Consider the following 16,305-nt stretch of genomic DNA (forward strand, 5'->3'; position numbering starts at 1 on the left):
TGGCCGCCGGTGCGCCGCGCCCTGCTGCGCCGCGCCCGGCGCCCCGTGCCGTCCCGCGGCCCGCGCCCGCCCCGGCCGCACCCGCGCCCGCAGTGCCGCAACTGCCGATCGCATGGCCACAGATCCCGGTGGACTTCCCGCAGCTGCCGTCGCCGCAGGACCCCGCGCCGCAGGAGCCTGCGCCGCAGGAGCCCGCGCCCCAGCCGGAGCCGGAGCCAGCGCCGGAACCTCAGCCTGAGCCGGAACCTCAGCCCGAGCCCGAACCCGCCCCGGAGCCCGAGCCGGAGCCCGCGCCCGCGCCGGAACCTGCTCCTGAGCCCGCACCGGAGCCGGCGCCCGCGGCCGAGGCGCCGGCCGAGTGCGTGCCCTCAGCCGAGACGACCTGCTGACTCGGCGCCTCCTCGGAGGCACTGATCCGCCGGGCGCCTACACACGACACCGCGCACATGGCTGTGCACAGCCCTCAGCGCGCTCTCGTCCGTAGGGACGCGAAGCCAGCGCGGATCAGCCGCCGGGCGGGACCAGCGTCGGCACGGTGATCGTCACCGTGCTGGTGCTCGTGCTGGTCTCGACCGTGGTGGTGGTCGGCGGTGTCGTCGTCGTGGTGGTGGTCGGCGGGGTGGTCGTGGTCGTGGTGGTCGGCGCCGTCGTCGTGGTCTCCGGCGCGGACGACGACTCGGTCACCGTCTCGGTCGGCGGCGGGCCCACGGGCGCCGACGTCTCGTCGGTCGACGACGTCGTCGTGGTGGTCGTCGTGGTGGTCTCGCCCGATGTGGAGTCGTCGGACGTCAGCTGGATCACCAGCCAGATGATCAACGCGATCAGCAGCGCGACCAGCGCACCGAGAGCGACCAGCGCGGCAGGCTTGCGATACCAGGGCTGCGGCTCCTCCGGCGGGGGCGCACCACCGCCGGGCGGTTCGCCGTAACCACCGCCGTAATCGCTGTACTGCGTCGGCTCGTTGCCGTAGGCCTCACTGCCGTAGGCCTGGCTGCCGTACTGCGTCGGATCGTCGTCGCTGTAGTTGTTCGGATCACGCGCCACGGGCATCGATAGTAGGCCCTCAGTTGGCGCCGGGGTACAGGGAGCGGGTCTCGTTGAGGCGCGGCCGGCGGCGCGTCGACGTCGGTTCGTCGTCCTCGCTCTCCCTCGTGCGGGGTGCGCGGGACCGGGTGTTCGAAGACTCCGGAGCCGAAGTCGGAGGTGGCGGCGTCAGTGCCGGGTCAACGGGGTTGATCTCGGTGGTCTGAATCGACCGGGTGGTGGTGATCGTCGAGGTGGTCGAGGTCGCCGAATCCGAGGGCGAGGAACTCGAGAACGTCGAATCCACGAAGTCGGCGGGCGTGTTGTCGGGTTCGTCCCGGGACACGGCCGTCACGCCCCAGACGACGAGGGCGATGGCGGCCAGCCCGGCGACACTCGCCCCCAGCAACTTGGAGGTCGACTCGTGCCACGGCGGCTCCGCGGGGTCCTGCCGGTCGCGGTCATCGTCGTCGCCGGTCACGGGCACCGATCCTATCCATGCCCGGCCATCCGGTCAGTTCAGCTGTGGGATGACCTCCGCAGCGAACTGCGCCAAGTGGTCGAGGTCGGACATGTCGAGCATCTGCAGGTACACCCGCTGCACCCCGGCCTCGACGAACGGGCCGAGTTTGTCGACGATCTCCGCGGGGGTTCCCGTCACCGGCGAATTGCCGCGCAGCTCGTCGACCTCCCGCCCGATCGCGGCCGCTCGCCGCGCCACCTCGGCGTCGTCGCGGCCGGCGCACAGCACGAAGGCCGCCGAATAGACCAGCGAGTCCTCCGGCCGGCCCGCGTCGGCGAGTGCCGCGGCCACCCGGCCGTACTGGGTCTTCAGCGTGTCCAGCGGCACGAACGGGATGTTGAACTCGTCGGCGAACCGCGCGGTGAGTGCGGGCGTCCGCTTCGGACCGGCGCCACCGATGATGATCGGCGGCCGTGGCGACTGCACCGGTTTCGGCAGGGCGGGCGACTCCGCGACGGTGTAGTGCTCGCCCGCGTAGTCGAACGTCTCACCCGAAGGCGTCGCCCAGAGTCCGGTGATCACGTCGAGCTGCTCGGTGAGCCGGTCGAACCGCTCGCCCAGCGGCGGGAACGGGATGGCATAGGCGCGATGCTCCGCCTCGTACCAGCCGGCGCCGAGGCCCAATTCGACTCGGCCGTCGCTCATCTCGTCGACCTGGGCGACGGAGATCGCGAGCGGGCCTGGATGGCGGAAGGTGGCGGAGGTGACCATCGTGCCCAGCCGGATCGAGGTCGTCTCCCGCGCTATCCCGGCGAGCGTCATCCACGAGTCGGTCGGCCCGGGCAGGCCGTCCCCGCTCATCGCGACGTAGTGGTCGGATCGGAAGAAGGCCGAGTAGCCCAGCTGTTCGGCGGTGCTGGCGACCGCGAGTTGATCGGCATAGGTCGCCCCCTGCTGGGGCTCGACGAAGACACGGAAGTCGGCGAGGTCCACGTTCGTCGAACCTACAGACCCTTCGGCGCGTCACGCAGCGCCTGCACCGCCTGCGGATCGCCGTCGAGATCCACCCGCGCCTCCCGGCCCGCCGCGAACAGCAGCAACTCCTCGGGCCGGCCAGTCACCGTGACCGGCGCACCCTTTCCGGCGGTGACCAGCGTCTTGCCTGCGGGCGTCCGCAGCGCGGTCCGGGTGGGCGCCTTGGCCAGCGTCAGACGCGCGAACAGCGACAGCGTGCGGGTGAGTCCCTTGACGGCGTCGGCGTCGAGATCGCGGGGCTCCCAGCCGGGGTGCGCCCGCCTGACGTCCTCGTGGTGGATGAACATCTCGGCCAGGTTGGCCACCGGGTCGAGCAGCTTGAACGGTGACCAGACCGGCGGACCCGCGGCGATCTTGTCCAGCATCCGATTCCAGTCGGTGGACTGCGCGACCTGCTCCTGGATCCGGTCGGTCCGGCCGGCGAAGAAGGGGATCGCGATACCGGGCGCGGCGTCGAGCCGGTACTCCCGGATCACCAGGTGTGCGGCGAGGTCGCGGGTGTCCCACCCCTCGCACAGCGTGGCGTCCCCCGGGTCCGTGGCCCGCATCGTCTCGACGAGTGCGGCGCGTTCGCGCTGGGCAGCGGTCATGGTGTCATTCTCCTGACTCATCCGGCAGCCGCCAGCCGGAGACTCCCGGTAGGGCGAGCGCCTCGTCGGGTCCCCAGCTTCCCTCGGCGTAGGGGCGGACCGGCGGCCGCGCGTCGAGCACCGGTTGGCACACCTGCCACAGCCGGTCCACCTCGTCGGCGCGGGTGAACAGCGTCTGGTCGCCGCGCATCACGTCCAGCAGCAGGCGTTCGTAGGCCTCGAGCGGGCTGTCGCCGTCGGGATCGGCCTCGGCGAGGTCGACGTGCAGGCTCACCGGCATGAGCGACAGGTCGGGGCCCGGGCGCTTGGCCATCAGGTGCGCGCCGACCGCGGCGTCGTCGCTGAGTTCGAGCACCAGCTGGTTCGACCCGTAGGTCTGGTCGCCGAAGCGTCCCATTGGGGGGCTGCGGAAGGTCAGCGTGACGGTGCGGCGGGTGCCGCCCATCGCCTTGCCGGTGCGCAGGTAGAAGGGCATCCCCTGCCAGCGTTCGGTGTCGACGTAGGCCTCGAGGGCGACGTAGGTCTCGACGTCGGAGTCGTCGGCGACGCCGTCCTCGTCGCGGTATCCCTCGTACTGGCCGAACACCACCCGCTCCGGGTCCAGCGGCCGCATCGCCTGGAACACCTTGGCCTTCTCGTTGCGCAGCGACGTCGCGTCGAGGTGCACCGGCGGCTCCATCGCGACGAACCCCAGCACCTGGCACAGATGTGTGGAGATCATGTCCCGGAAGCAACCGGTCGACTCGTAGAAGCTGCCGCGGCCCTCGACGGTGAGTTCCTCGGGCACGTCGATCTGCACCGACTCCAGGTGGTCGCGGTTCCATGCCGGCTCGATCAGGCCGTTGGCGAAGCGCAGCGCCAGGATGTTCTGCACCGCTTCCTTCCCGAGGAAGTGGTCGATGCGGTACACCTGCTCCTCGTCGACGACCTCCTTGAGCGCCGCGTCGAGTTCGCGCGACGACTCCAGGTCGGTGCCGAACGGCTTCTCCACCACGATGCGGGCGTCGTCGGTGAGGTGCTCGCGTCCGAGCATGCCGATCATCGGCCGCATCGCCGTCGGCGGCACCGACAGGTAGATCAGGATGCGGGCGTCCTCGCCCAGCTTGTCGCGGGCCTGCCGGACGGCGTCGGCGAGGTCGCTGCCGTCGTCGGCGTCCGATGTCTGAAAGGTGATGCGCTGCACCAGATCCGACAACACGTCGTCGTCGATGTCGTCGACGGTGTCGCGCAGGCCGTCGCGGACGGTGTCCCGGAATTCGTCGTCGCTGCCGGGAGAGTGGCGCCCGGACCCGATCACCGCGTAGTCAGCGGGCAGGCGCGACGCGGCGGCCAACTTGTAGAGGCCGGGAAAGAGCTTGCGCTCGGCGAGGTCGCCGGTCGCGCCGAAGAGTACGAACACCTGCGGCGGCGGCCGGTCGTCGGCGGTCATGCGGCTGGGCCGATGCTGGCTTCGTGGGGGTGCACGCTGGTGAGTTGCCCGGCAGGCGTCGCGGCAAAACAGGTGTGAGGAAGAACGTCAGAAAGTGTCGACCCGTTCCACGGCGACGAACATGCCGTGCCGGGTGCCGTCGTTGGTGAACCGGGTGCCGTCTGGGGTGGCCTCGATGGTCCAGCCGACGGCGCGGTAGCTGCGGTAGTCGAGGGTGACGGCGGGGATGTCGCCGAGGTTGCCGACCACCCATTCGATGCCGCCGCCTGCGCTCACGCGCACCCCGTTGGCGGGCGCGCCGTCGACCTCGGGGGCGTCGGTGAACGGCGCTTCGCAGCCGACCTCGTCGGTGTCGAGCTGGCAGCGGGTCTTGCCGGACTTCGTCTGGATGAAGACGTAGCCGTTCTCGGCGGGCAATTCCTGGGCCGGCGGCGGCGCAGGCGGCGCAGGCGGCGTGGATGTCGGCGGTTTGGCGGCCGGGGTCCGGCTGGGCCGCGGCGTCGGGAACGTCGGCTCCGTCGGCGAGATCGGCTTGATCCGCGGTGGCGCCTCGGGGGTGCTCTGGCAGCCCGTGACGAGCGCACCGATGGCCAGGACGGCTGCGATCGCCGGGGCGAGCCTCATCCGCCCAGGCTACCGAGTGTGGGGCGGCAGTGACGGAAGTGACGCGCGTGGAATGGCGTCAGAGTCGGGTGGCCAGGTACGGCGCGGTCCTGCTTCGTCGCGATGCGGCCACCGCGTCCGGGGTGCCCGCGGCGACCACGCGGCCACCGTCGTCACCGGCGCCGGGGCCCAGGTCGATCACCCAGTCGGCGCCCGCCACGACGTTCATGTCGTGTTCGGCGACGACGACCGTGTTCCCCGCGTCGACCAGCTGGTGCAGCTGTTCTTCCAGCCGCTCGACGTCGGCGGGGTGCAGACCCGTGGTGGGTTCGTCGAGCACGTAGAGCGTGTGGCCGCGCCGACTCCGCTGCAGTTCCGACGCCAGCTTGATGCGCTGGGCCTCGCCGCCGGACAGTTCGGTGGCGGGCTGCCCGAGCCGCAGGTAGCTCAGCCCGACGTCGCGCAACGTGGCGAGGCTGCGGGCCGCGCCGGGAAGGTCGGCCAGGAAGTCGCCTGCCTCGTCGACGGTCATCTGGAGGACATCGGCGATGGTGCGGTCGCGGTAGATGACCTCGAGCGTCTCGTCGGAGTAGCGGGCGCCGTGGCAGGTCGGACACGTGGCATAGGTGCCGGGCAGGAAGAGCAGTTCGACGGCGACGAACCCCTCGCCCTGACAGGTGGGGCAGCGTCCCTCGGCGACGTTGAACGAGAACCGGCCCGCCGACCACCCCCGCCGCCTGGCCTCCTCGGTCTCGGCGAACGCGCGCCGGACGGCGTCGAACATGCCGGTGTAGGTGGCGAGGTTCGACCGCGGCGTGCGACCGATCGGACGCTGGTCGACGCTGATCAGCCGGTCGATGATTTCGACGCCGTCGGCGCTCACCCCGACGCTCGCGTCGAGGTCGATGTCGAGCATCTGGTCGGCGTCGTCGACGTCCTCGGCGGATTGCATTGCCGTGCCGCCGGATCCGAGGTGGCGCGCGACCACGTCGCCCAGCACCTTGCACACCAGAGTGGACTTTCCCGACCCGGAGACGCCCGTCACCGCGGTGAACACGCCGAGCGGCAGGTCGACGTCGAGGCCGTGCAGGTTGTGGAAGTCGATGCCGCGAAGTTCCAGTGTGCTCCGCGGCGTCCGTCGCCTCCCGGCCTCGCGTGTCGCGTCGTCGAACAGGTAGCGGCGCGTGGTCGACGCGGCGACATCGGCCAGCCCCGCCACCGGTCCGCTGTAGAGCACCTCGCCGCCGTGCTCACCCGCACCCGGTCCGACGTCGACGATCCAATCGGCGCGGCGCACCACATCCATGTCGTGCTCGACGACGAAGAGCGAATTGCCGGCGCGGCGAAGCCTGTCCAGCACCTCGAGCAGCGGTTCGGCGTCGGCCGGGTGCAGCCCCGCCGACGGTTCGTCGAGCACGTAGAGCACGCCGAACAGTCCGGACCGCAACTCCGTGGCGAGCTTGAGACGCTGCAGCTCACCCGGCGACACCGTCGGTGTGCGGCGGTCCATGCTCAGGTAGCCCAGCCCGAGGTCCACCAGGATCGCGATCCGGGCAACCAGATCGGCGGCGATCATCGTGGCCACCTCGGTGAGCTCACCGGACTCCGTCGACTCGTAGGCGGGTGCGAAGTCCGTCCGAACGGCGGTGGGCCGCAACGCCTCGGCGAGCTCTGCCAGCGGCATGGCGACGTAGTCGGCGATGGAGCGGCCCGCGAAGGACACAACCAGGGACTCGGGGCGCAGCCCGGCGCCGTGGCAGACCGGACACTCGGCGCTGTCGACGTACTGCAGCACCCGGCGGCGCATGGCGGCGCTCTGTGAGTTGGCCAGCGTGTGGCGGACATGGCGTTCGGCGCTGGAGAAGGTGCCGTTGTAGTAGTAGTCGGCCGTCACCGGGTGCACGCCCGGATCGATCTCGACGGTCGGCTGGTCGTCGGTGAAGAGAATCCAATCCCGGTGCCGCTTGGGCAGTTTGCGCCAAGGTCTGTCGATGTCGTAGCCGAGCGTGATGAGGATGTCGCGCAGGTTCTGCCCCTGCCACGCGCCCGGCCACACCGCGACCGCGCCCTCGCGGATGCTCAGCGACGGATCGGGCACCAGGGTGTCCTCGGTGACCCGGTGGACGCGGCCGAGCCCGTGGCATTCCGGGCACGCGCCGACGGCGGTGTTGGGGGAGAAGGCGTCGGAGTCGAGTCGTTCGGTGCTCCCCGGCGGGTAGGTGCCGGCCCGGGAGAACAACATGCGCAACAGGTTCGACAGCGTCGTCACCGTACCGACCGTCGAGCGCGAAGAGGACGAACCCCGTCGCTGCGCAAGCGCCACCGCCGGAGGGAGTCCGGTGATGTCGTCGACCTTCGGAGCGCCCGCGGGCAGCAGCAGCCGCCGGGCGTACGGAGCGACGGACTCGAAATACCTGCGCTGCGCCTCGGCGTAGATCGTGCCGAACGCCAGCGACGATTTGCCGGAACCCGATACGCCGGTGAAGGCCACGAAGGCGTCGCGTGGTGCGGCCACGTCGACGGAGCGCAGGTTGTGCACCCGCGATCCCCGGACGCGCACGTACGGATCGAGTGGTTCGCGATCGGGACCGGGCGTCATGTGAGCCACCATGTCACGGCGTGGCGCAGAGGCGGGCGGTGCTGACTGCGGAGTTTGAATGCCTCTTCCTCGGGTAACGCCGTCTACCAAACACAACGGCAAGGGAGTACACCGTGGACACTACGAAACTGGCGGGCGTTGTCACTGCCGGCGCAGTCATGATCGGCATCGGTACCGCGTCGCCGGCGGCAGCAGAGAGCAGCATCCTGGTCGCAGGAAGCGAGGCGTCCGCGAGTCAGAACGGCACCGAAGTCGCGTACACCGTGAGCAGGATCGTGCCGAGCTCGGCCCCCGTCGCGCCCCCGGCCGGCGGTCAGCTGTACGAGGCCACGGTGATGGCCAAGGCACTGCAGGGCACGGTCATTCCGGCGGTGCCGTCCTTCACCGCCCGCTCGGCGAGTGGTGCCACCTATCCCGTCCTGGCCGGCGTCTCGAATCTCAGCACATTCCCACTCCTGCAGGGCGATACGAGAAAGGGTCAGATCTACTTCGCCGTCGTCGGTGAGGCGCCGAACAGCGTGGTCTACAACAACGGGGCCGGGGATGTGCTGACCTGGGTGCAGGCCGGTCAGCCGCTGCCCAGTGGCGACGGCAGCGACTCGGCAGGCGGCGAGGGTGGCGGACCGGAAGGCGCCTCGCAAGGAGTGCCCGATCAAACCGACGAGGAACTCGGCCTCCCGTACCTCGAAGGTGAAGCCGTGAACACTGAGGAAGACGGCGAAGAGAGCGAAGGCTAGATCGCCCCGGCTCCCTCGCGGTGGTCCCGGCCATCGTGGCGGTTCCGGTCGACGCGGGCCCGCGGGGCCGTAGATTCGACGCCGACCGCCCGACGGAAGGGGCCACCATGCCGGAGAGCGGACTGCTGCTCGATCCCAACGCCTATGACCCGCAACATTTCGACGCCGAGACGCGGCGGCTGCTCCGGGCGCTGATCGACTGGTTCGAGGAGCGCGGGAAGAACAGGCTCCTCGACGACGATCTGCAGGCGGCCTGGGTGTCGGACTTCCTCGACTTCGTCAAGCGCGAACGGCTGTTCGCGACGTTCCTGACCCCGTCGGAGTACGGCGGCGGCGATCCGGACAAGCGCTGGGACACCTCCCGCAACGCCGCGCTGAGCGAGATCCTCGGCTTCTACGGGCTGGCCTATTGGTACGCCGAGCAGGTCACCATCCTCGGGCTCGGGCCGATCTGGCAGAGCGACAACATCAAGGCCAAGGAGAAGGCCGCCGCGCAGCTCGAGGACGGCGGGGTGATGGCGTTCGCGCTCTCCGAACGCGAACACGGCGCCGACATCTACAACACCGACCTGCTGTTGACGCCGGCGGGCGCCGACGACGACGAGGGCGTCGTGTTCCGCGCATCGGGCGAGAAGTACTACATCGGCAACGGCAACGTGGCGGGCATGGTCTCGGTGTTCTCGCGCCGCACCGACGTCGAGGGGGCCGACGGATACGTGTGGTTCGTCGCGGACTCCGGGCACGACGCCTACGAGCTGATCGGCAACGTGGTGCACGGCCAGATGTTCGTGAGCAACTTCCGGCTCAACGAATACCCGGTGCACGAGGAGGACATCCTGTGCACCGGACCGGACGCGTTCTCCGCGGCCCTCAACACCGTCAACGTCGGCAAGTTCAACCTCTGCAGCGGCTCCATCGGGATGTGCGAGCACGCGTTCTACGAGGCGATCACCCACGCCAACAACCGCATCCTGTACGGCAACCCCGTCACCGACTTCCCGCATGTGCGAGCGGGTTTCGTCGAGGCGTTCGCCCGCCTGATCGCGATGAAACTCTTCAGCGACCGCGCCGTCGACTACTTCCGCAGCGCGAGTCTCGACGACCGTCGCTACCTGCTGTTCAACCCCGTCACGAAGTCGAAGGTGACCTCGGAGGGCGAGAAGGTGGTGACGCTGCTGTGGGACATCCTCGCCGCCAAGGGTTTCGAACGGAACACCTACTTCTGTGAGGTCGCCCGCCTGATCGGCGCACTGCCGAGGCTCGAGGGCACCGTGCACGTCAACGTCGCGCAGATCCTCAAGTTCATGCCCAACTACATGTTCAATCCGGCGAGCTATCCAGAGGTCGGCACCCGCCGTGACCCGGCCGACGACGTCTTCTTCTGGTCGCAGGGTCCGGCCCGGGGCGCATCGAGAGTCCAGTTCGCCGACTGGGCGCCGGTGTACGAACGCCACCTCGGCGTGCCCAACGTGGCGGTGTTCTACGAGCAGGTACAGGCGCTGAAAGACCTGCTGACGACGTCACCGCCCGACGTGAACCAGCAGCGCGACCTGGACTTCGTGCTCGTCGTGGGCCACCTGTTCTCCCTGGTGGTCTACGGCCAGCTGATCCTCGAGCAGGCCGAGATCACCGGCCTCGACGGCGACCTGCTCGATCAGATCTTCGACGTCGCGATCCGCGATTTCTCCGGCTACGCCGTCGCATTGCACGGCAAGCCGAGCTCGACCGACGCCCAGCAGGGCTGGGCGGTGTCCGCGCTGCGCAAGCCGGTGGCCGACGCCGAGCGATTCGACCGGGTGTGGGCGCAGGTGGTGTCCTACGACGGCGCCTACGAGATGCGGCCCTGACCACCGGCGCCCGTCAGGCGCGCGCCATCTGGGCGTATCCGTCGGCGAGTGCGTGCAGTTGCGCCGCGCCGTCGCCGGCAAACGAGGCCCCGTGCATCGTCGCCAGCGTCGTCGGGCGCAGATCGGCCAGCGTGGTCAGTGTCGGCCCGAGCGTGGCGGTCAGACCCGTCGCGTGGAAGAACTCCTCGGCCTGCAGGGCCGGTCCCACAAGGTCGGACTCCGTAAGCGCGGGGCATCTGCCTGCGTGGGTGAACAGATCACCGGCCAGCAGCGTGCCGGTGCTCTCGTCGAACCAGAGGCCGGCCTCCCAGTTGTGCGGGACATGGGGCGTCGGGAGGAATCGCAGGACGTGACCCCCGATGTCGAGGGGCTCGTCCGTGGCGGCCACCGGCGGGCGGTCGCACATGTCGGTGAGCGACAGCATGCACGCCAGCGGACCGTGGATCACCTCGGCGTGCGGTGCGGCCGCCAGCCAGTGGTTCATCGCTCCGCACTCGTCGGCCTCCACGTGGCCGAAGGAGATCCACCGCAGCTCCTCGACGGGCATGACCCGGCGCAGCGCCGCGGACACCAGCGGGAACAGCAGGCGTTGTCCACAGTGGAAGAGGAACGGTTCGTCGCCGGTCAGCAGGAACTGGTTCATCGTGAAGCCGTGCTCGGTGATGTCGGGGATCCAGGTCGACAGCCGGAAGAAGCCGGGCCCGATCTCGTCCACAACGGTGTCCATCAATCGATGGTCCGCCGACCGCGACCGTTTCGGACCGGATACGCCGCCGGGAACAAATCGGCGGGCAGCCCCGTTGAGCCATTCGAACAAGTTGAGTGAATTAGGCTCAAGTCTGGGTTGACACGAAGCGGTCAGCGGTTGCAGTCTTGAGTGCGGTCCGCTCAGACCCTACGTATCTAATCAGGAGGCAACACCATGGCTCGTGCGGTCGGAATCGACCTCGGGACCACCAACTCCGTGGTCGCGGTGCTCGAGGGCGGCGATCCCGTCGTCGTCGCGAACTCGGAGGGCTCGCGCACCACACCGTCGGTCGTCGCATTCGCCCGCAACGGCGAGGTGCTCGTCGGCCAGCCCGCCAAGAACCAGGCGGTCACCAACGTCGACCGGACCATCCGTTCGGTCAAGCGTGAGATCGGCACGGAATGGTCCGTGGAGATCGACGGCAAGAACTACACCCCCCAGGAGATCAGCGCGCGCATCCTGCAGAAGCTGAAGCGCGACGCCGAGAGCTACCTGGGTGAGGACATCACCGACGCGGTCATCACCGTGCCTGCGTACTTCAACGACGCCCAGCGGCAGGCCACCAAGGAAGCCGGCCAGATCGCCGGGCTGAACGTGCTGCGCATCGTCAACGAGCCCACCGCGGCCGCCCTGGCCTACGGCCTGGACAAGGGCGAGAAGGAACAGACCATCCTGGTCTTCGACCTCGGCGGCGGCACGTTCGACGTGTCCCTGCTGGAGATCGGCGAAGGCGTCGTCGAGGTGCGCGCCACCTCGGGTGACAACCACCTCGGTGGCGACGACTGGGACGACCGGATCGTCGAGTGGCTCGTCGAGAAGTTCAAGGGCACCAGCGGCATCGACCTGACCAAGGACAAGATGGCGATGCAGCGGCTGCGTGAGGCCGCCGAGAAGGCGAAGATCGAGCTCTCGAGCTCGCAGAGCACCTCGATCAACCTGCCCTACATCACCGTCGACGCGGACAAGAACCCGCTGTTCCTCGACGAGCAGCTGACCCGCTCGGAATTCCAGCGCATCACCCAGGATCTGCTGGACCGCACCCGCAAGCCGTTCCAGCAGGTGATCAAGGACGCCGGCATCTCGGTGTCCGACATCGATCACGTGGTGCTGGTCGGCGGCTCCACCCGGATGCCCGCGGTCTCCGAGCTCGTCAAGGAGATGACCGGTGGGCAGGAGCCCAACAAGGGCGTCAACCCCGACGAGGTCGTCGCGGTCGGCGCGGCCCTGCAGGCCGGCGTGCTCAAGGGTGAGGTCAAGGACGTCCTGCTGCTCGACGTCACCCCGCTGAGCCTCGGCATCGAGACCAAGGGCGGCGTGATGACCAAGCTCATCGAGCGCAACACCACGATCCCGACCAAGCGGTCGGAGACGTTCACCACGGCCGACGACAACCAGCCGTCGGTGCAGATCCAGGTGTTCCAGGGTGAGCGTGAGATCGCCTCGCACAACAAGCTGCTCGGCTCCTTCGAGCTGACCGGCATCCCGCCGGCTCCGCGCGGCGTGCCCCAGATCGAGGTGACGTTCGACATCGACGCCAACGGCATCGTGCACGTCACCGCGAAGGACAAGGGCACCGGCAAGGAGAACACGATCCGCATCCAGGAGGGCTCCGGCCTGTCCAAGGAGGAGATCGACCGGATGATCAAGGACGCCGAGGCGCACGCCGAGGAGGACCGCCAGCGTCGCGAGGAGGCCGACGTCCGCAACCAGGCCGAGTCGCTGGTCTACCAGACGGAGAAGTTCGTCAAGGAGCAGCGCGAGGCCGAAGGTGGCTCGAAGGTCCCCGAGGACACGCTGACCAAGGTGGACTCCGCGGTGGCCGACGCCAAGTCGGCGCTTGCCGGCACCGACATCTCGGCGATCAAGGCCGCGATGGAGAAGCTGGGCGAGGAGAGTCAGGCGCTGGGCCAGGCGATCTACGAGGCCACCCAGGCCGAGCAGGCCGCGGGCGGCGCTGCCGGCGGCTCCACCAACAGCGATGACGACGTCGTCGATGCCGAGGTCGTCGAGGATGACCGGGAGAACAAGTGAGTGAGAACGATCCGCACGAGCCGGTGACCATCACCGACAAACGGCGCATCGATCCCGACACCGGTGAGGTCCGCGAGGCGCCGGCTCCCAGTGAGCCGGCGCCCGCCGCCCCCGGCCCCGAGTCGGACACCGACGAGGTCGCCGAACTCAAGGGCACCCTGCAGCGGGTGAAGGCCGAGTACGACAACTACCGCAAGCGGACGCTGCGCGATCAGCAGCTCATCGCCGAGCGGGCCAAGGTCTCGGCCGTCACCCAGCTGCTGCCCGTGCTCGACGACCTCGACCGGGCGCGCAGCCACGGTGATCTGGAGTCCGGCCCGCTGAAGTCGGTCGCCGACAAGCTGGCGACCGCGCTGGAAGGGCTGGGACTCTCCGGATTCGGCGAGGAGGGCGACCCCTTCGACCCGGCGCTGCACGAAGCCGTGCAGCACGAGGGCGAAGGCACCCACCCGATCGTCGGCACGGTGATGCGACGCGGATACCGGGTCGGCGAGCAGGTGGTGCGCCACGCGCTCGTCGGCGTGGTGGACACGGTTCCCGAGGCACCCGCCGACGACGCCGGTGAGCAGGCCGGCTCCGCCCAGGACGCGGAATGAGCACCGGCGGTCGGGAGTCGAAGGCTCCCGGCCGCCGCTCTTCCGGCGGGCAGGAGCGGCACGTCGAACCGGAAACCCGGCCGGCGGGCCCGCAAGGCAGCACAATCGAACAACACCCGACTCTAGAAAGGTAAGGGGGTGACGCGCTGATGGCCCAAAGAGAATGGGTCGAGAAGGACTTCTACAAGGAGCTCGGCGTCTCCTCTGACGCCAGCGCCGACGACATCAAGCGTGCCTACCGCAAGCTGGCCCGCGACCTGCACCCCGACACCAATCCCGATCCGGCCGCCTCCGAGCGGTTCAAGGCGGTGTCGGAGGCCCACAGCGTGCTGTCGGATACGGCCAAGCGCAAGGAGTACGACGAGACCCGAAGGCTGTTCGCCGGTGGCGGTTTCGGTCGCGGCCGGTTCAGCGGCAGCACGTTCGGCAACGGCGGCGACGGTGCCGAGTTCAACCTCAACGACCTCTTCGACGCGGCCGGCCAGACCGGCGGCGCGAACATCGGCGACCTGTTCGGCGGGCTGTTCGGCCGGGGCGCCGCCCAGCCACGGCCGACCCGGCCGCGGCGCGGCAACGACCTCGAGACCGAGGCCGAGCTGTCGTTCCTGGAGGCCACCAAGGGCGTGGCGATGCCGCTTCGGCTGACCAGCCAGGCGCCCTGCACGAATTGCCATGGCAGCGGCGCACGCCCGGGCACCAGCCCGAAGGTGTGCCCGAACTGCAACGGCTCGGGCGTGGTGAACCGCAACCAGGGGGCGTTCGGCTTCTCCGAACCGTGCACCGAGTGCAAGGGCAGCGGCTCGATCATCGAGCACCCCTGCGGCGAGTGCAGCGGTTCCGGCGTCACCACCCGCACCCGGACCATCAACGTCCGGATCCCACCGGGTGTCGAGGACGGTCAGCGCATCCGGCTGGCCGGCCAGGGTGAGGCGGGGCTGCGCGGGGCGCCATCGGGTGACCTGTACGTGACCGTGCACGTCCGCGCGGACAAGGTGTTCGGCCGCGACGGTGACGACCTGACCGTCACGGTGCCGGTGAGCTTCCACGAGCTCGCTCTCGGCACAACGCTTTCGGTGCCGACGCTGGAGGGCAAGGTCGGCGTGCGGGTGCCCCGTGGCACCTCCGACGGCCGCATCCTGCGGGTGCGCGGGCGCGGTGTGCCCAAGCGGTCGGGTGGCCATGGCGATCTGCTGGTCACGGTGAAGGTCGCGGTGCCACCGAATCTCGAGGGTGAGGCCGCCGAGGCACTGGAGGCGTACGCGAAAGCCGAACGCGCCAGCGGATTCGACCCGCGGGCGGGATGGGCGGGTGCGTGATGCCCAAGCGTGCCGACGACGCCCGCACGTTCCTGATCTCGGTGGCCGCTGAACTCGCGGGCATGCATGCGCAGACGCTGCGCACGTACGACCGGCTCGGTCTGGTCAGTCCGCAGCGCAGTTCCGGTGGCGGACGGCGGTATTCGGAGCGCGACGTCGATCTTCTGCGTGAAGTGCAGCGGCTGTCCCAGGACGAGGGCGTCAACCTGGCCGGGATCAAGCGCATCATCGAGCTGACCAACCAGGTCGAGGCACTGCAGTCACGGCTCAAGGAGATGGCCGCCGAGATCGACGAGCTGCGCGCCCGCCAGCGGCGCGATGTCGCGGTGTCGTCCACCAAGGCACTGGTGGTCTGGCAGCCGCGGCACAAGCGCTAGTCGACGGCGATGGTGAACGTGGCGGTGTCCCCGGAGTGCGGCCCGGTGCCGGGCTCCGCCGTCCGGTACCCGCCACGCCGCAGTGCATCGGTCGGCGCGGCCATCGGCTCGATGCCGACGACGGCATCGCTGCCCGGCGCGAAGAGTTGCGCGGCGGGATAGCCGCGGACATAGGTGACCTCGATACGCCGGTCGCCCCCGGACAGCACGAACACCGCGCCCTCGGGCACCTCGTCGAATCCGTCGTCGAGTTCGCGGCGTCCGAGCGGCTCGGATTCGGCGACCCATTCGGCGTGTTCCCCGGTCGGGATGCCGCGGTCATCGGTGGGCAGCCGCCGCATGGCCGGCGTCTGCAGCTCCCACTCCTCGCGTGGAACCCCGGGCACCGTGAGGTACGGGTGGTAGCCGTAGCACAGCGGCACCGGGGTGTCGGTGGACGCCGTCACGGTGGTGGCCACGGTCAGCCTGCGGTCGGCCAGTGTCACCGACATGGTCAGGACGTGCGGGAACGGGAACGACTCCATCAGCCGCGGCGTCGCGCCCCAGTCGAGGCTCGCGACCAGCCGGTGGCCGTCCTGTTCGACGACGTCCCAGCCGGGATCGGCGGCGAGCACACCGTGGATGGGTGCGCCGTGTTCGTCGGCGCGCACCCCCGCCTCGCCCGGGGTCACGGCGACCTGCGTGCCGTCGACGTCGTACTCGTTGGCGCCCAACCGGTTGGCCCACGGGTACAGGATCGGGATGCCCATCGTCTTGCCCGCGGCGATGTAGGCCTCCACGCCGCGGCGCTGGCCGAGGAACTCGACGCCGTCGTCGGCCAGCGACGTGCAGATCATGCCCGCCGACGGGACGTATGTGGCGGTCAGCGAGGACGACGGATCGCGCAGGGTGACAGGGGTGTGGTCAGGCAT

General features: G+C 69.6%; 15 protein-coding genes. 6 read left to right on the forward strand and 9 right to left on the reverse strand.

From position 1 onward, the window contains the following. Positions 1-504: 504 nt before the first annotated feature. The 7 genes from O6P37_RS24655 to O6P37_RS24685 form a co-directional block, all read right to left on the reverse strand. Positions 505-1,050: a hypothetical protein gene (locus O6P37_RS24655; RefSeq protein WP_408633249.1), complete on the reverse strand. Its 546-nt coding sequence runs from the start codon at positions 1,048-1,050 to the stop codon at positions 505-507. A gap of 13 nt (positions 1,051-1,063) precedes the next feature. Beyond that, on the reverse strand, positions 1,064-1,504 hold the full coding sequence (locus O6P37_RS24660; RefSeq protein ID WP_269896548.1) for a hypothetical protein: 441 nt from the start codon (positions 1,502-1,504) through the stop codon (positions 1,064-1,066). 33 nt (positions 1,505-1,537) lie between these two features. Next, entirely contained in the window at positions 1,538-2,479 is a 942-nt protein-coding gene (locus O6P37_RS24665; protein ID WP_269896549.1) for an LLM class F420-dependent oxidoreductase, read from the reverse strand. A gap of 11 nt (positions 2,480-2,490) precedes the next feature. Continuing rightward, the gene (locus tag O6P37_RS24670; RefSeq protein WP_269896550.1) at positions 2,491-3,111 is read right to left on the reverse strand and encodes a TIGR03085 family metal-binding protein; all 621 of its coding nucleotides are present in this window, start codon (positions 3,109-3,111) and stop codon (positions 2,491-2,493) included. A 4-nt stretch (positions 3,112-3,115) separates the two neighbouring features. Beyond that, positions 3,116-4,540 (reverse strand): glucose-6-phosphate dehydrogenase, encoded by a 1,425-nt coding sequence (gene zwf / locus O6P37_RS24675; protein WP_269896551.1) that lies wholly within the window; start codon positions 4,538-4,540, stop codon positions 3,116-3,118. Between the two features lie 87 nt (positions 4,541-4,627). Beyond that, entirely contained in the window at positions 4,628-5,164 is a 537-nt protein-coding gene (locus O6P37_RS24680) for a hypothetical protein (RefSeq protein ID WP_269896552.1), read from the reverse strand. A gap of 58 nt (positions 5,165-5,222) precedes the next feature. After that, positions 5,223-7,742 (reverse strand): excinuclease ABC subunit UvrA, encoded by a 2,520-nt coding sequence (locus tag O6P37_RS24685; RefSeq protein WP_269896553.1) that lies wholly within the window; start codon positions 7,740-7,742, stop codon positions 5,223-5,225. A 113-nt stretch (positions 7,743-7,855) separates the two neighbouring features. Between O6P37_RS24685 and O6P37_RS24690 the strand changes: the two genes are divergently transcribed. Both O6P37_RS24690 and O6P37_RS24695 read left to right on the forward strand, forming a co-directional pair. Next, a complete protein-coding gene (locus O6P37_RS24690) occupies positions 7,856-8,479 on the forward strand; it encodes a DUF1942 domain-containing protein (protein WP_269896554.1) in 624 nt (207 codons plus the stop codon). A gap of 107 nt (positions 8,480-8,586) precedes the next feature. Then, on the forward strand, positions 8,587-10,326 hold the full coding sequence (locus tag O6P37_RS24695; protein WP_269896555.1) for an acyl-CoA dehydrogenase family protein: 1,740 nt from the start codon (positions 8,587-8,589) through the stop codon (positions 10,324-10,326). A gap of 13 nt (positions 10,327-10,339) precedes the next feature. On the opposite strand, the gene O6P37_RS24700 is transcribed toward O6P37_RS24695, so the two are convergent. Beyond that, positions 10,340-11,053 (reverse strand): oxygen-binding di-iron domain-containing protein, encoded by a 714-nt coding sequence (locus O6P37_RS24700; protein ID WP_269896556.1) that lies wholly within the window; start codon positions 11,051-11,053, stop codon positions 10,340-10,342. 195 nt (positions 11,054-11,248) lie between these two features. On the opposite strand from O6P37_RS24700, the gene dnaK reads away from it, so the two are divergent. From dnaK to O6P37_RS24720, 4 genes are all read left to right on the forward strand, one after another. Then, positions 11,249-13,105: a molecular chaperone DnaK gene (gene dnaK, locus O6P37_RS24705; RefSeq protein WP_269896557.1), complete on the forward strand. Its 1,857-nt coding sequence runs from the start codon at positions 11,249-11,251 to the stop codon at positions 13,103-13,105. Further along, positions 13,102-13,701, forward strand: coding sequence for a nucleotide exchange factor GrpE (gene grpE / locus O6P37_RS24710; RefSeq protein ID WP_269896558.1), 600 nt, complete (start codon positions 13,102-13,104; stop codon positions 13,699-13,701). Before dnaK ends, grpE begins: the two co-directional genes overlap by 4 nt. Positions 13,702-13,850: 149 nt before the next feature. Continuing rightward, positions 13,851-15,017 (forward strand): molecular chaperone DnaJ, encoded by a 1,167-nt coding sequence (dnaJ, locus tag O6P37_RS24715; protein WP_269896559.1) that lies wholly within the window; start codon positions 13,851-13,853, stop codon positions 15,015-15,017. Next, on the forward strand, positions 15,017-15,394 hold the full coding sequence (locus O6P37_RS24720; protein WP_269896560.1) for a heat shock protein transcriptional repressor HspR: 378 nt from the start codon (positions 15,017-15,019) through the stop codon (positions 15,392-15,394). Before dnaJ ends, O6P37_RS24720 begins: the two co-directional genes overlap by 1 nt. Here the strand turns inward: O6P37_RS24720 and O6P37_RS24725 are convergent. Continuing rightward, positions 15,391-16,305 carry an aldose 1-epimerase gene (locus O6P37_RS24725; RefSeq protein ID WP_269896561.1) on the reverse strand — a complete coding sequence of 305 codons (915 nt, stop codon included), beginning with the start codon at positions 16,303-16,305 and terminating at the stop codon, positions 15,391-15,393. The two genes, O6P37_RS24720 and O6P37_RS24725, sit on opposite strands and share 4 nt — an antisense overlap.

It is taken from the genome of Mycobacterium hippophais (assembly GCF_027529605.1).
Classification (GTDB): domain Bacteria; phylum Actinomycetota; class Actinomycetes; order Mycobacteriales; family Mycobacteriaceae; genus Mycobacterium; species Mycobacterium arseniciresistens.

Coding starts and splice junctions, on each gene's coding strand:
- O6P37_RS24700 (WP_269896556.1), bottom strand. CDS start 11,053: ATGGACACCGTTGTGGACGAGATCGGGCCCGGCTTCTTCCGGCTGTCG.
- O6P37_RS24725 (WP_269896561.1), bottom strand. CDS start 16,305: ATGCCTGACCACACCCCTGTCACCCTGCGCGATCCGTCGTCCTCGCTG.
- zwf (WP_269896551.1), bottom strand. CDS start 4,540: ATGACCGCCGACGACCGGCCGCCGCCGCAGGTGTTCGTACTCTTCGGC.
- O6P37_RS24680 (WP_269896552.1), bottom strand. CDS start 5,164: ATGAGGCTCGCCCCGGCGATCGCAGCCGTCCTGGCCATCGGTGCGCTC.
- O6P37_RS24720 (WP_269896560.1), top strand. CDS start 15,017: ATGCCCAAGCGTGCCGACGACGCCCGCACGTTCCTGATCTCGGTGGCC.
- dnaK (WP_269896557.1), top strand. CDS start 11,249: ATGGCTCGTGCGGTCGGAATCGACCTCGGGACCACCAACTCCGTGGTC.
- O6P37_RS24695 (WP_269896555.1), top strand. CDS start 8,587: ATGCCGGAGAGCGGACTGCTGCTCGATCCCAACGCCTATGACCCGCAA.
- O6P37_RS24670 (WP_269896550.1), bottom strand. CDS start 3,111: ATGACCGCTGCCCAGCGCGAACGCGCCGCACTCGTCGAGACGATGCGG.
- dnaJ (WP_269896559.1), top strand. CDS start 13,851: ATGGCCCAAAGAGAATGGGTCGAGAAGGACTTCTACAAGGAGCTCGGC.
- O6P37_RS24655 (WP_408633249.1), bottom strand. CDS start 1,050: ATGCCCGTGGCGCGTGATCCGAACAACTACAGCGACGACGATCCGACG.
- O6P37_RS24685 (WP_269896553.1), bottom strand. CDS start 7,742: ATGACGCCCGGTCCCGATCGCGAACCACTCGATCCGTACGTGCGCGTC.